This is a genomic window from Ruegeria sp. AL2 (assembly GCF_056540845.1).
Window position 1 is genome coordinate 134,046 of the sequence record NZ_JBQFXM010000001.1, and the last position, 14,334, is coordinate 148,379.

Below are 14,334 nucleotides of genomic sequence, written 5' to 3' on the forward strand. Positions count from 1 at the left end.
CGCCGTGCATGTAGGTGGACGCCATGATCAATGGATTAGCAAGACGATTAGTATCTGTAGCCGTTGTGGTTCTTCTCCCGGCTATGGTCGCGGCTGACCCGATTGAGGGCGTGTGGAAGACCGAACCTGATCGAAAGAACCTGATCTCGCATATCCAGATATCCGCCTGCGCGGACAAGTTCTGCGGCACGATACTTTCGGCTTTTGATTCTTCCGGCAAAGAAGTTCAAACGCCGAATATCGGGAAAAAGCTGTTCTGGGACGTGTCGAGCGAAGGCGGCGGAAAATATGGTGGGGGTGAGTTCTGGGTTCCCCTGATCGACGTTGATGCTGTTCCGCAGATGACGTTGCAGGGTGACAAGCTCATGGTCAAAGGCTGTGAACATTCGATTTGCGCGCACCAGACCTGGTCCCGACTGTGACGACAGAAAACGAAAAGGACCGGAAATCCCGGTCCTTTCATTCTTATTCTGCGGCTTTTAGCGGCGATCCAGGAATTTGATCCGTGGGCTCGTCTTGCAAACCGGTCTCGGATTGGTGCGGCTCATCCCACACAATCTCGGTCGCCTGTAGTTTGCGGGCCGAGCGACCAATAGCCATGTCCTGCGCGATCTTACTGGACCGCCCCGCGGTCATACGGGCAAGCCCGCGGCTGAGCCAGACAGCGTAAGTCGTCACCCAGACACGCAGCGCCAGAAGCGACGGCGTCACGATCAGGGTGAGAACAGTGGCGATGCCAAGACCAAAGACAACCGCTGTGGCCAGCTGTTTCCACCACAGAGCGGTGGGACTGTCGATGGAATAGCCGCCATTGATAAAGTCCAGCGAAAGCCCAAACATCATTGGGGTCAGACCTGCCATCGTGGTCAACGTAGTCAGCAGAACCGGGCGGATACGCGATTCCGCGGTGCGGACGATTGCCTCGATCCTTGGCATATAGGCGCTGTATTCCTGATAGGTATCGATCAGAACAATGTTGTTGTTCACCACAATTCCTGCCAGAGCAACGATGCCGGTGCCGGTCATGATGATCGAGAAGGGTTGCTCCATCACGATCATGCCGATCAGAACCCCGGTGGTCGAAAGAACAACCGCCAACAGCACCAACACCGAATTGTAGAACGAGTTGAACTGGGCGAGCAGGATAACGAACATCAGCCCCAAAGCACCCATGAAGGCATTCACCAGAAATGCGCCGGATTCTTCCTGTTCTTCCTGATCACCGGTCCATTGCCAGCTGATCGAGTTGGCGAAGGGGCTGGTTTCCAGCCATTCGGTCAGTACAGAGATCCGCTCATTCGGGTTGATCAGGGCGAACTGCGCGTCTCCCGCGTCAATCACGCTACGTAGCTGGTCTATATTCTCTGCACCGGTCAATTGAACCAGTTCGTAGGACTTTCCTACGTCGCCGTCCAACACGGTGCCGGTTGGAGTGTAGCCGTCGGTCACTTCGCGCGTTATAGCCAGACGTTCTTCTTTCCCGTCCGGCCCTTTGGTCACAACCTTGCTCAGCCCCGGTTCAACATCCGCTTTGACGTCATAGTAACGTTGCTGGTCGACACGGTTGATCTGGGCCAGTTTGGCCATGGGTTCCCGGGTTACGAAGTTCGACAGCGGAACCAACCCGTCCGGAGTGCGGACCTTGAGCGTATCCAAAGTCGACAGCACGCGATCCTCTTCCGGCAATCGGACACGGATCTCGATCTCTTCATCCGTATTGTCTGGGCGCATCTCACCCAACAGGATGCCGCGTGTCACAAGCTGCACCATGGCACCAACAGTGGCTACATCAGCGCCGAACCGACCAGCTTTGGCCACGTCGACATCGATCTGCCAATCGATACCAGGCAGGGGCAGGGTATCTTCGGTTTTGATCAGCCCCGGCGTTTCGTCAAAGACCTGGCGCGCGGCGATGGTGGCCGATCTCAATTCGTCCCAACCGTCCCCCTTGATACGCAGGTGAACCGGTTTGGCCGAGGCCGGGCCCTGTTCCAATGCCAGGATTTCAACAACGATACCGGGTATTGTCGCCAGTTTGGCGTTCAGATCGCCGATTACATAATCGCCATCATATTCGGGTGCCACAAAGTGGCGCTCAAACAATCCCCACAAAGCGGATTCCGAAACGTTCGGACGATCTTCCCATGGGATAATTTCAAACTGGACCCGCCCCACCGTGTCCGCCGGTGCCTGCGCGCCGCCGGTATTCTGGTCAAGACCGCCTTCGCCGGCAAAGGAAAAGACGTTGATTACCGCCGGATGAGATCCAATGATCTGTTCGGCCTGCAGGACCATCTTGTCTTTTTCTGCCAGTGACAGGTTGCCACGGGCACGGACGTAAGCTGTTGCCTGTTCCGGTTCGCTTTCAACGAAAAATTCGACACCTCTTGATTCCTGTGGGAACCAGACGAAGGTCACAAAATACACGGCAGAGAAAACTGCCGCCAGCGACACGATCGGCATAATCGGGTTGCCGACAAGGAACCGGATCACATGTCCGAAAGGTGTGTGTTCGTCAGCGGTGTGGACGTGGTTTTCTTCCGCCCGCTCGAACTTGGCCGCGCTCAGTGTTACAGACCCGGCAAAGGCCCCGAACAGGAACAGCAGGGCACCAGCGACCACTCCTCCGGGCAGTAGATAGTCAGGGTTCAGAACCTGCATCGCACCCAAGAAGATCATATAAAGCGACGGGGGCACCATCACTGCCCGAACCCACCACCGGGTACGCGCACGGAGCCAGTTCGAAGACCGGTCGAAAACGCGGCTCAGACGCCCCGAAACACCGCCCATGACCGGCAGGTAGATCAGCGCCACAATCAGCGACGCCGACAGAACAAAGATCAGCGTGACGGGCAACATCCCCATGAATTCGCCCGGGACACCGGGCCAGAAGAGCATGGGCAGGAAGGCACATAGCGTCGTCGCGGTCGAGGATACGATGGGCCAGAACATGCGTTGGGCCGCCTCGACATAGGCATGCATCGGGCCGACGCCTTCCTTTATTCTCTTGTCAGCATATTCCACGACCACGATGGCACCGTCGACCAACATCCCTACGGCCAGAATGAGGCCGAACATCACAATGTTCGAGATACTGATGCCCATGACCGCCAGAAATGCGAAACACAGCAGGAACGAGGTCGGAATTGCAAAGCCCACCAAAAGCGCGGCCCGCGTACCCAAAGAGGCCAGAACCACGATCATCACCAGAGCGATTGCGGTCAGAACCGAGCCTTCAAGCTGGCTGACCATCGAACCGACAATGCGGCTCTGGTCGTTCGACGTTCCAAGCTCGACCGCAGCCTGAAGCTCGGGCGGCCATTTGGTCTTGGCCTGAGCTATGGTTTCTTTCACCTGCGTAACGGTGTCGATCAGGTTATAGCCCTTGCGTTTGACAACTTGCAGCGCGACGGTCGCCTCGCCGTTGAAGCGGGCGGTACCTTCGCGATCTTCAAATGTGTAGTTGATCTGCGCAAGCTCACCCAGCGTTACAACCCGGTCGCCATTGACCTTGATCGGCAAGCCATAAACATCCTGCGCCGTTTTGAACGACGATGGAATCTTGACCGAGAATGTACCCTGCGCAGTTTCGACCTCGCCTGCCGCGATCAGCTGGTTATTGTTTCGCACGACATTGATCAGCTCGTCTGCGGTCACGTTGTATGCTTCAAGCCGCAATGGGTCGATAACGACCTCAAGCAACTCGTCACGATTGCCCGCGATACCCGCTTCGAGAACGGAATCCAGCGCCTCAAGCTCGTCCTGCAAATCCTTGGCGACACGGGCCATTGTGCGTTCCGGAACGGCACCGGTCAGATTGACGATGACGATCGGGAACTCGGAAAAGTTGATTTCCGTCAGCGAGTATTGTTCCGCACCTTCGGGAAAATCAGCCTGGGCCGTGTTCATGGCATCGCGCACGTCCGCCATGATCGAGGTCTTGTCCCAGCCAAATTCAAACTCCAGCGCGACCCCGGCATAACCTTCGGCCGCAGTCGACGTCATTTCCTTGAGCCCGTCGAGATCCGCCAGTTCGGTCTCCATCGGCTTGACCAAAAGGTTTTCTGAGTCTTCCGCTGAAATCCCGGGAAACTGCACCGAAACGAAAAGGGCAGGGATTTCGATATCCGGCTCACCCTCTTTCGGAAGCGAGACATAGGCAAAGCCGCCTACGACCAGCGAAATGGCGATGAACGCCATTACCATTCGGGCCCTGCCTGCGGCCCATGCGACGATACCCGTCATTGCGAGGCTTCCCGATAAGTTGGTGCAACGGTAACACCGCGGATCACGAATTCCTGCCCGACCACAATGATATCAACCGTTTCCGGCAAGCCATCGATCCAGACACCTTCGGCTGTGTCGCGCAAAATGCGGACCGGCATGAAATCAACCACATTGCCTGCGCCAACTGTGCGCACACCCAATTGACCTTCGTTGCTGAGTGTCAGCGCCGATTGCGGCAGCAGGTGGGCTTTCGTACCTTCAGCCGCGATGAGGATGGTGGCTGTCTGACCGTCGCGAATGGTCAAGTCGGGGTTCGGAACGGTGATTTCCACCTCGAATGTACGTGTTGTCTCGTCCGCTGACCGGCTGAGGAACGTGACCCGACCGCCCAATTGCCGACCGGTCACAAGCGTTGCCGAAGCCTCGGACCCGACAAGCACCCGGTTGACCTCGGTCTCGGGAACGAAGCCGACCAGCTTGATCGGGTCCAGTTGAATGACAGTCGCGCAAAGCGATCCGGGTTGCATTAGGCTGCCCAGTTCCGCGGTGTCGCTTTCCAGCAAACCTTTGAAGGGGGCTTTGATGGTCAGGCGGCCAATCTCTCGCTGTGCGGCCTCGACTGCTGCTGCGGCGGCTTCGATGCCCGCGCGCGTGGCCTCCAGCCCGGCTTCGGCGGATTTCACACCGGCTTTTGCAGAGCTCATCACAGCTTCGCTGGAAATCCGGCGGGTTTCCGACGCATATCCGGTTTCAGCCAGCTTGCGTGAGGCTGTCAGATTGATCTCGGCCTCGGCCACAAGCGCATGTGCCTCTATCAGGCGTGCTTCGGCTTCGGGAATGCGGCTTTGGGCTTCCAGCTTGCCCGCCATGGCCTCGGCCAGTTGTGCCGGGCGCGTGCCGGGGTCAAGTTCGCATAATATATCGCCCGCCTCAACAAACGCACCTTTGCGTTTGGGCTCAGAGACAACGGTGGACGTGGTTTCCGCAAGCACTTCGACCTGCCGGTTCGCCTTCGTCTGCCCGCGCAGCAGCACGGCGCTGTCAATTTCGCGCGCTTGCGAGCGCACGGCGACAACGCCCACGGCAGAGATATCGGAGTTTTCGGTTTCCGTGGCTTCGACTTGTGTTGCTTCCACGGCATCACCGCGTCCGGCAAAGGCGAACAAGGTGTCACGTTCAAACACCAGAAAATACAGTGCAACAATCACGAGAAGGGCGTTGATGAATGAAATCAAACGCATAAAGTGTTTCTCCTAAGAATCTGCGCCATTAATACTTGGGCTGTCACGCCATGAAATGGGGTCTGTTCGGCATCTTTTCCATACTGAACTGAATAGTTCGGTTTGCATTTTTTCGCAAGAGGGAAGCAAAGCGGTGAAAATGCGCATATTCGGACCCTTGGCTTGGCGTTGGTGCCGGGGTATGACATGGCGCACTAATACAAGATAGACAGCCCGGGGGCTTGGATGAGCGATATAGACAGTTTCATTGATGAGGTCACCGAAGAGGTGCGCCGTGACCGGATCTATCTGTTGCTGCGTCGCTGGGGCTGGGTGGGTGTCGTCGCCGTCGTGTTGATCGTCGGCGGTGCCGCTTTCAATGAATACCGCAAGGCGCGGGGCACGGCGCAAGCTCAGCTATTGGGTGACACGATTCTTGCTGCATTGTCCGAAAATGACCCGGCGGCAAGGGCTGCTGGTCTTGCACAGGCAGAGGCGATGTCACCGGGCGGGAAAGCCGTGCTGGACATGTTGTTGTCTGCGTCACAGGTCGAATCCGGATCCCGAGAAGACGCGGTCACCAGCCTGAACGCGGTTGCCGTTCAGGGCGACCTGCCCGAGATTTACCGCGCGATTGCAAGCTTCAAGTCGCTGCTGTTGCAAGGCGATACCTTGCCTGCCGCCGACCGGCGGCAACAGTTCGAGGCGTTGGCGGCCCCCGGAGCGCCGCTGCGGCTGCTGGCGGAAGAGCAGTTGGCCCTGATTGACGTGGCCGAGGGGAATGTCGATGCTGCGCTGGATCGATTGCAGGCGCTGCGGCAGGATGCAGAGGTTGGGATCGATCTGCAACAGCGCGCGGCGCAAATGATCATTGCTTTGGGTGGGGAACCTGAACCATTGGTGGCGCAGCAAGGCTGACCAGGCGGGACAAAAGACTTAACGACAGGCGAGTTCGGAATATCATGGTAACAAGATTTTTTTCCCGTACGGGATTGCCTTTTGCGGCTCTGGCCTTGACAGCACTGGCGGCCTGTGAGCCGCCCGAAGCCATTCTGCCCGGTGAACGCGAGGATATTCGCCCTGTTTCAGATCTGGAAACGGTCGAAAAGCGCGGCTCGCAACCGATCAGCCTGCCGGCGCAACAGGTCAACGCCAACTGGTCACAAAGTCCGGGAACGTCCGCATACCGAACCACGCATGCTGCTTTGCGCGCAACACCACAGCGGATCTGGTCTGTTTCGATCGGGCAGGGCGACTCGCGCAAGCAACGCATAACTGCCGAGCCGGTGGTTGCGGGCGGATTGATCTTTACACTGGATTCAGGGGCGACCGTTTCAGCGGTCACCCAGCAGGGGCAGTTGGCATGGGAAACCGATCTGATCCCGCCAAGTGATGGCGACTCGGATGCAACAGGGGGTGGTTTGGCTTATGCCGACGGCGTCCTTTATGTGTCGTCAGGGTTCGGTCGGCTGACCGCGCTGGACGCCAAATCGGGTGCCGTGCGCTGGCAAAAACGCCTGGAAGCGACCGGCAGCGGCGCCCCGCTGGTGAATGATGGCCTGTTATACGTGGTGGCCGGAGACGAAACCGGCTGGGCTGTAAACACCAAGGACGGACGCATAGCCTGGCAATTCGAAGGCACACCCAGCGTCGGGAACGTTCTGGGTGCGCCTGCGCCTGCAATCGCATCTGATCTGGCGGTATTTGCCTTTGGCTCGGGTGACGTGGCGGCCACTTTCCGCCGCGGTGGTATCCGCCGCTGGAACGCGTCTGTTGCAGGGGGGCGTCGCGGGCGCGCCGCGGCGCAAATCGTCGATGTGACTGGCGGTCCGATGGTTGTCGGCAACAGTATCTACATCGGCAATCACTCGGGCCGGACCGTCGCATTTGATGCCGCTTCCGGTGAGCGCCGGTGGACAGCAGACGAAGGTGCGGTCGATACGGTCTGGCCTGCGGGCAACAGCATCTTCCTGATCAGTGATCGCAGCCAGCTGGTGCGTCTGAACGCGGCGGACGGGTCTGTCATCTGGGCGCAGGATCTGCCGGGCTTCGTCAAGGACAAGCGTGGCCGCCGGGGACCGATCTTTGCGCATTACGGCCCAATTCTGGCCGGGGGTCGTATTGTGGTTGCGTCCAACGACGGGTTTCTGCGGTTCTTCAATCCAGTTGACGGAACACTGGTTCATCAGGCTGAGGTTCCCGGAGGCGCGACAGCATCCCCTGTTGTGGCCGGGCAGACGCTGTATGTTGTTTCGACCAAAGGTGATCTACACGCTTTCCGTTGACGGCAAGATGCGTTAAAGGGCGCAACTTGAGTCTTGAAAGTAGAGTATCATGTCGCTGACCCTCGCCATCGTGGGGCGCCCGAACGTGGGCAAATCCACATTGTTCAACCGCCTCGTAGGCAAACGTCTGGCGCTGGTCGACGACCAGCCTGGTGTGACGCGTGACTTGCGCGAGGGCGAAGGGCGTCTGGGCGATCTGCGCTTTACTGTGATCGATACGGCCGGACTTGAAGACGCGACAGATGACAGTTTGCAGGGCCGGATGCGCCGTCTGACCGAACGCGCGGTAGACATGGCCGATGTCTGCCTGTTCATGATCGATGCGCGGGTCGGGCTGACGCCCACGGACGAGATGTTTGCAGAAATCCTGCGCAAACGGTCCAAGCATGTAATCCTTGCGGCCAACAAGGCCGAAGGCAGCGCAGCGGATGCCGGGGTGCTCGAGGCATATAACCTGGGTCTGGGTGAACCTGTGCGTCTTTCTGGTGAACATGGCGAAGGGATGACAGATCTTTATGCTCGGCTTATGCCTTTGGCCGATGCAGCCGAGGAAAAGCAGGTCGAAGAAGCCCCAAAAACTGATATTGAGCTGGATGAAGACGGTGAGGGCGAAATGCCCCTGATCACGTCTGCCAAGCCGTTGCAGGTGGCCGTGGTTGGCCGTCCGAATGCGGGCAAATCCACGCTGATCAACAAGATCATCGGCGAAGACCGCCTGTTGACGGGGCCCGAGGCCGGGATCACCCGTGACGCTATCAGCCTGCGGATCGATTGGGCCGACCCGGACGGAGAAAGCACTCCGATGCGGATCTTTGACACAGCAGGAATGCGCAAGAAAGCAAAGGTACAGGAAAAGCTGGAAAAGCTTTCGGTGTCAGACGGCTTGCGCGCGGTGAAGTTTGCCGAGGTTGTCGTCGTACTTCTGGACGCGGCCATTCCATTTGAACAACAGGACCTGAGAATTGCCGATTTGGCCGAACGCGAAGGCCGGGCTGTTGTTGTTGCCGTAAACAAGTGGGACGTCGAGGAAAACAAGCAGGAAAAGCTGCGGGAACTGAAAGATGCCTTTGATCGCTTGCTGCCGCAGCTGCGCGGGGCCCCTCTGGTTACCGTCTCGGCGAAAACGGGTCGCGGGCTTGAGAGATTGCGCGCCGCCATCCTGCGCGCCCATGACGTCTGGAACCGCCGTGTGCCAACTGCGGCGTTGAATCGGTGGCTGACTGCCATGCTGGAACAACACCCGCCGCCAGCCCCACAGGGCCGCCGCATCAAGCTGCGCTATATGACCCAGGCGAAAACGCGGCCGCCGGGTTTTGTTGTGATGTGTTCTCATCCCGATAAGATGCCCGAAAGCTATACCCGCTATCTGGTCAACGGGTTGCGTCAGGACTTTGACATGCCTGGCACCCCAATCCGCCTGACGCTGCGCGGGCAGGGCGACAAGAACCCATATAAGGGTCGGCGCAAGAAAAATGCGGGCGCGCTGGCCAAGCATCTCAAGGGCCGCGCGTAACTGCGCCAATTTTCAGCATCTTACCTCACGGGGGCGTGACAGTTTCTGTTCTCCGCGCTAGCATTCATGCGTGTGCATTTGTTTGGGCACGCACTGCTTGCATGCGGACTAGCCGCACCTAGATTTGAACAGAAAACTGAACGGCCATCGTAAGGAGACGGCTGGATGGATTTGAGGGAATATACAAGACATTACGCGGTGCAGGACAACAGATTGGCCGCGGCAAGTTATTTTGGCACATTTGCGGTGTATTTTGCGTCGCTGACCCTTGCGATCACCTTCGTTGATCGCTGGTACATCATGATACCCGCCGGGATCGTGTTCGCCTTTGCCGCAGTACGGCTTTATGTGCTGCAACATGATTGTGGGCATCACTCTCTGTTTGAAACACGGATTCAAAACGAATGGGCAGGGCATGGTCTGTCACCTTTCACTTTCGCCCCGTTCGAGGTGATGAAGCAGAACCACAATCTGCACCATGCGGGCATCGGAAATCTTGAACATCGCGAGACAGGTGAAATTCATACGATGACTCTGCGAGAGTGGAATGCGGCTGATTGGAAAACGCGTTTTTTTTACAGGCTGTATCGCAATCCGTTCATCCTGGTTCCGGTCGGCGCGTTGTTCACCTACTTCATCCGATACCGCTGGCCCAAGAATACGGCGCGTTTTGGCGCTAAAGGTGTGGTGTTGCACAACCTGTCAATCATCGTGTTTCTAGGATTGTTGTATCTGATTGCGGGTATGACCGGCATTTGGGTCTGGTTGGTGTTTTCCTTTTTGGGTGGAATGCTGGGCGTCTTCCTTGTTTATCTTCAGCACAACTTCGAAGATACCTATTGGGATCGCCGCCCCGATCTGAACCCTCAGACAGCAGCGCTTGAGGGATCATCCGCACTGGATTTCGGATGGTGGTTCGATATGGCTGTGGCCTGCATCACGTTGCACGACATCCACCATTTCAACGCGCGTATCCCATCATATCGCCTGCGTGCCTGCCATTATAACCTGCCGCCGGAATACACCCCCCGCCGGATTAAGTTTCCCGAGGCCGTGGCCGCATTGAACCTGAAGCTATGGGACGAAGATGCCAAGCGCCTTGTACCCTTTCCGAGAGACAACCGAGCCGCTAGTCTTGCCCATAACTAAGCTGGCAGAACAGGGGTTATCACGACGCTGCTTGCTGCTTCGTATATCAGGTGTATATACGAAGTTATAGAACGACACAGAAAGGACCCATAATGACCGCAGTGACCGAAATAAAAGGTGTAGGGGACGCGCTTGGCCGGGCCCTTGTTGCCAATGGCTTCAAGACCGCCGAGGCAATAGTCAAGGCCGCTCCTGCTGATTTGGTCAAGGTCCCTCGGATCGGTGAGGCGCGCGCGTTGGTTTTGATTGCATCTGCCAAAGAAGCCGTTGCCGCAAAACCGGCTGCTGCGAAGCCTACAACAGGCCGAACTGCGGCCCGGACTCCGGCGGTGCGCAGGCCTTCCGCACGCAAAGCCGCGTCCCGTAAAACAATCGCCGCAGCCGCAGCCGAGAATCGGGTCGAGGAAGCCGCACGCAAGGCGGCAGAAGAAAAAGCAGCGGCCGAAAAAGCCGAAGCTGCGGAAAAGAAAAAGGCCAAAGCCAAGGCCAAGGCTGAAAAAGCCGCGAAGAAGCGTAAAGAGATGGAAGCCGCCTTTTCAAAGGCGAAGGACAAAGTGAAAGCCAAATCCAGCAAGGACAAAAAGTCCAAGAAGGACGGGAAAAAGAAGGACGGCAAGAAAGGCGGAAAGAAGAAGGACAAGAAAAAAGCGAAGAAGTAAACTTCTTCGCCTTCTGCTGATGTCCTTACCGGTGCCCGACGGCGCCGGTTATGTTTGTCAGGCCAAAGAACCGTCCGATTGCAGGGTCAGCTTGCCGCCCAGATAGGGGCCAAGTACCTCGGGCAGCGAAACAGTTCCGTCTTCATTCTGCCCATTCTCCAGAACAGCGATCAGGCAACGCCCAACAGCCAGACCGGAACCGTTCAGAGTATGAACAAATTCAGGTTTGCCACCACTTTCAGGACGAAAACGGGCGTTCATCCGGCGTGCCTGAAACGCGCCTGTGGTCGAGACCGAACTGATCTCGCGATAGGTGTCCTGTCCGGGCAGCCACGCTTCGATGTCATAGGTGCGGCGCGCGCCAAAGCCCATATCACCGGTGCACAGAACTACGGTTCGATAGGGAATACCCAACTGTTCCAGCAAATCCTCGGCGCAGCGCAACATGCGCTTTTGCTCGTCATCTGACGCGTCGGGATGGGTGATCGAGACCATCTCGACCTTTTCGAACTGGTGCTGGCGCAGCATCCCTGCGGTGTCCTTGCCCGCACTTCCGGCCTCGGACCTGAAACAGACGGTATGGGCGGTCATACGGATGGGCAGGGCAGCCTCTTCAAGAATGTCACCAGCCACTGAATAGGTCAGCGTAACCTCGGAGGTCGGGATCAGCCACCAGCCATTGGTCGTCTGATAACTGTCGTCGCCGAATTTAGGCAATTTATCAGTGCCATACATCGCCTCATCCCGGACCAGAACCGGTGTCTGCATTTCTGTCAGACCGTTCTTGTCGATATGTGTGTCCAACATGAACTGGGCCAGCGCGCGGTGGATGCGGGCAACCCCCTTGGACAGGTTCACAAATCGGCTGCCGCTGGTTTTGGCGGCGGTTTCGAAATCCATTGCGGCTGCGACGGCGGGAATGTCGTAATGCTCTTTCGGTGCATAGCTGAAATCGCGCGGGGTGCCCCAGCGGTTGACTTCGACATTGTCGTTTTCGTCCGCGCCTTGCGGCACGTCATCGGCGGGCAGGTTGGCGATGCGGGCCAGTTGATCGGTCAGCAAGGCATCCAGATCCTTGGCCTCGGTCTGCATCCGGGCGACTTCGGCCTTTTTCTCGGCGACAAGCGCGCGCAGGCGTTCGAATTCAGCCTCGTCGCCGCGTCCCTTAGCAGCGCCGACTTCCTTGCTGGCCTTGTTTTGTTCAGCCTGCGCGGTTTCGGCGGCCAGAATCTTGGCACGCCGGCTTTCGTCCAGCCTCAGCAGATCTGACGACACCGGCGCGTCCCCACGGCGCGCTAGGGCGGCGTCAAAGGCGGCAGGGTTTTCGCGAATGGCGCGGATGTCGTGCATGTCTCAGATCCTTGAATGCGTGAATCACTGAACCCGCTTATGCACCATCTGTGGGGCAGGGTGTAGCACCGGTTACGACTTATCAGCGTCTTCGTGGGTTTCATGCGTCAGGTGGCCATCCCATGCCCCGGCCGGTATTTTTGGCTCGGGCGGGTCAGCCACATAAGAAGGCGTCATGATCTGCACATTGTTCTCGTTAAATACAGCGACAATGTTTCGATGCAGGTCCGAGCGGATTTTGGGGATGATGCTGCCACGGGTGGTGTAGCCGTTGATCTGATAATTGATCGCGTAATCGGCCAACGCGGTCCACAACACAAAAGGTTCGGGATTGACCTTGATACCTTTGGTGCGGTTGGCGGCCTCGATCAGCATCGCCTCTACCTTCTCAGGGGGTTCTTCGTAGCCGATGCCGACTGTCGTGTGCAGTAATAGTCCGTCACCATTGGTTTTCTTTGAAAAGTTAACGACATCTGAGTTCATCAATTGTGCATTGGGGATCGAGATCAGCTCGTTCTTGATCGACTTCAGGTGGGTCTCCATCAGTTTTATCTGAACCACATCGCCGATGTGGTCCCCGATCTGGATACGGTCGCCGATTGAGGTAGACCTGCGGTAAATCACAAACAGCCCGGCCAGCATGTTGGACACGACTGAGTTTGCGCCCAAAGACAGCATGGCGCCAACCAGAATGGTCAACCCCTGGAACGCAGCAGAATCTGAGCCCGGAATATAGGGAACCGCAAACACCAACGCGATCAGAATAACGACGACACGGGCAATGTTGAACGTCGGGTTGACCCAGTGTTTCTCGAAATCACCCATTTCGAACGAACCTGCTTCGACCGCATCAAAGAACACGCGCAGCCCTTTGATGATGTACAACGTCACCCATGTGATCAGGCCCAGCATGATCAGATTGGGGATATAGCTGAGGATGCCCCGGAAGATAAGCAGCACGGGCTCTGTCAGATAGGTCAGCAGAAGCTGTGCGAAATATCTGGTTTCCGCAAATGCCAAAAGAACAAAGGACAGGTAATAGTAGAAACCGAGAAAGAAGATGATAAGCAGCACGAAGTTCAGACCATAGCGGATAAGGGCCGCGATTGCTTCGGCCTGAACGCTTTTGGCTGTCGCCGTTTCGACATCCTTTAAGTAGCGTTTTACCAGCTTCAATGTGCGACGCCTGATCCGACGGTGCAGCCACAGGATAGTGACAACAAACAGGGCAAATCCCAACGTCCAGGCAGCCGCTTCAATAGCACCGGAAACGCGCGCCTGATCGGTTCGGTTGGCTCGGTACGCCTCAATGGATTGTTTGATCGCATTGCCATGCAAAACGCTCAGAACACTTAGTTCCATCTGATCCAGTTCAGCGTCAGCTTTAGTAACGATCGAGATTCTTTGGCCATCGGCCAGAATCCAGATGCCAAACTCGGTCTCTTCATATGTGATCTCGACCAAAGGTGCTTCCGACGCTTCCGCAACCACAATGATCTTGTCCTGTACGTCCTCGGCGCGCTCCGGAGCAGGCAGGGCGCTTGATCCGCGCACCTGAAACAGAATGTCCCCGTCTACTATGACCGGGGCCATGAACGTGTCCGATCCCGCAGTCTCGGACAGGGGGGATTCCGCGGGTGCTTCCTGCGACAAGGCCGCACTGGACAGCCACACGCTCACCGACAGGGCAGTCAGTAAATAAAGCAACGAAAGGAAAGGTTTGAGTGGCCGCGTCATGTGTCCCCCTTCGGATAAACTATACCCGGTATTGGTTATGTTCCTAGGGCATATCTGCAACGTTTTGCCCGTGGTTGCCGGGACATGCCCGTTTTCAGGTGAGTTACATGACCGCCTTTGCTTGCAAACCGACATTTCAAAGCATAGGTTCCGCCCAAATTTGCGGAACTGTGCCGCAAGACTAGAACAAAGGA

10 protein-coding genes are annotated in these 14,334 nt (G+C 57.2%); 6 read left to right on the forward strand and 4 right to left on the reverse strand.

Annotated elements, in window-relative coordinates:
* Positions 1–23 precede the first annotated feature (23 nt).
* Positions 24–422, forward strand: a complete 399-nt coding sequence (locus ACR0ID_RS00670) for a DUF2147 domain-containing protein (RefSeq protein ID WP_480473428.1) — start codon at positions 24–26, stop codon at positions 420–422.
* A gap of 43 nt (positions 423–465) precedes the next feature.
* Here ACR0ID_RS00670 and ACR0ID_RS00675 read toward each other — a convergent pair whose 3' ends face one another.
* Both ACR0ID_RS00675 and ACR0ID_RS00680 read right to left on the reverse strand, forming a co-directional pair.
* Positions 466–4,245, reverse strand: a complete 3,780-nt coding sequence (locus ACR0ID_RS00675) for an efflux RND transporter permease subunit (protein WP_480603191.1) — start codon at positions 4,243–4,245, stop codon at positions 466–468.
* Positions 4,242–5,468, reverse strand: coding sequence for an efflux RND transporter periplasmic adaptor subunit (locus ACR0ID_RS00680; RefSeq protein WP_480553804.1), 1,227 nt, complete (start codon positions 5,466–5,468; stop codon positions 4,242–4,244). The genes ACR0ID_RS00675 and ACR0ID_RS00680 overlap by 4 nt, the downstream gene beginning before the upstream one ends.
* 225 nt (positions 5,469–5,693) lie before the next feature.
* Here ACR0ID_RS00680 and ACR0ID_RS00685 point away from each other — a divergent pair, with 225 nt between their 5' ends.
* From ACR0ID_RS00685 to ACR0ID_RS00705, 5 genes are all read left to right on the forward strand, one after another.
* Positions 5,694–6,365 carry a hypothetical protein gene (locus tag ACR0ID_RS00685; RefSeq protein ID WP_480603193.1) on the forward strand — a complete coding sequence of 224 codons (672 nt, stop codon included), beginning with the start codon at positions 5,694–5,696 and terminating at the stop codon, positions 6,363–6,365.
* Positions 6,366–6,409: 44 nt separating this feature from the next.
* Positions 6,410–7,732 (forward strand): PQQ-like beta-propeller repeat protein, encoded by a 1,323-nt coding sequence (locus tag ACR0ID_RS00690; RefSeq protein ID WP_480473424.1) that lies wholly within the window; start codon positions 6,410–6,412, stop codon positions 7,730–7,732.
* Positions 7,733–7,781: 49 nt separating this feature from the next.
* A complete protein-coding gene (der, locus tag ACR0ID_RS00695) occupies positions 7,782–9,245 on the forward strand; it encodes a ribosome biogenesis GTPase Der (RefSeq protein WP_480603195.1) in 1,464 nt (487 codons plus the stop codon).
* Positions 9,246–9,410: 165 nt separating this feature from the next.
* Positions 9,411–10,394 carry a fatty acid desaturase gene (locus ACR0ID_RS00700; protein ID WP_480492943.1) on the forward strand — a complete coding sequence of 328 codons (984 nt, stop codon included), beginning with the start codon at positions 9,411–9,413 and terminating at the stop codon, positions 10,392–10,394.
* A 92-nt stretch (positions 10,395–10,486) separates the two neighbouring features.
* A complete protein-coding gene (locus tag ACR0ID_RS00705; RefSeq protein WP_480603197.1) occupies positions 10,487–11,053 on the forward strand; it encodes a helix-hairpin-helix domain-containing protein in 567 nt (188 codons plus the stop codon).
* A gap of 57 nt (positions 11,054–11,110) precedes the next feature.
* Here the strand turns inward: ACR0ID_RS00705 and serS are convergent, their stop codons facing one another.
* Both serS and ACR0ID_RS00715 read right to left on the reverse strand, forming a co-directional pair.
* Positions 11,111–12,403: a serine--tRNA ligase gene (gene serS, locus ACR0ID_RS00710; protein WP_480517521.1), complete on the reverse strand. Its 1,293-nt coding sequence runs from the start codon at positions 12,401–12,403 to the stop codon at positions 11,111–11,113.
* A gap of 72 nt (positions 12,404–12,475) precedes the next feature.
* Positions 12,476–14,140, reverse strand: a complete 1,665-nt coding sequence (locus ACR0ID_RS00715) for a mechanosensitive ion channel family protein (protein ID WP_480603199.1) — start codon at positions 14,138–14,140, stop codon at positions 12,476–12,478.
* Positions 14,141–14,334 lie beyond the last annotated feature (194 nt).

Coding starts and splice junctions, on each gene's coding strand:
- ACR0ID_RS00680 (WP_480553804.1), bottom strand. CDS start 5,468: ATGCGTTTGATTTCATTCATCAACGCCCTTCTCGTGATTGTTGCACTG.
- ACR0ID_RS00715 (WP_480603199.1), bottom strand. CDS start 14,140: ATGACGCGGCCACTCAAACCTTTCCTTTCGTTGCTTTATTTACTGACT.
- ACR0ID_RS00700 (WP_480492943.1), top strand. CDS start 9,411: ATGGATTTGAGGGAATATACAAGACATTACGCGGTGCAGGACAACAGA.
- ACR0ID_RS00705 (WP_480603197.1), top strand. CDS start 10,487: ATGACCGCAGTGACCGAAATAAAAGGTGTAGGGGACGCGCTTGGCCGG.
- ACR0ID_RS00670 (WP_480473428.1), top strand. CDS start 24: ATGATCAATGGATTAGCAAGACGATTAGTATCTGTAGCCGTTGTGGTT.
- serS (WP_480517521.1), bottom strand. CDS start 12,403: ATGCACGACATCCGCGCCATTCGCGAAAACCCTGCCGCCTTTGACGCC.
- ACR0ID_RS00685 (WP_480603193.1), top strand. CDS start 5,694: ATGAGCGATATAGACAGTTTCATTGATGAGGTCACCGAAGAGGTGCGC.
- ACR0ID_RS00675 (WP_480603191.1), bottom strand. CDS start 4,245: ATGACGGGTATCGTCGCATGGGCCGCAGGCAGGGCCCGAATGGTAATG.
- der (WP_480603195.1), top strand. CDS start 7,782: ATGTCGCTGACCCTCGCCATCGTGGGGCGCCCGAACGTGGGCAAATCC.
- ACR0ID_RS00690 (WP_480473424.1), top strand. CDS start 6,410: ATGGTAACAAGATTTTTTTCCCGTACGGGATTGCCTTTTGCGGCTCTG.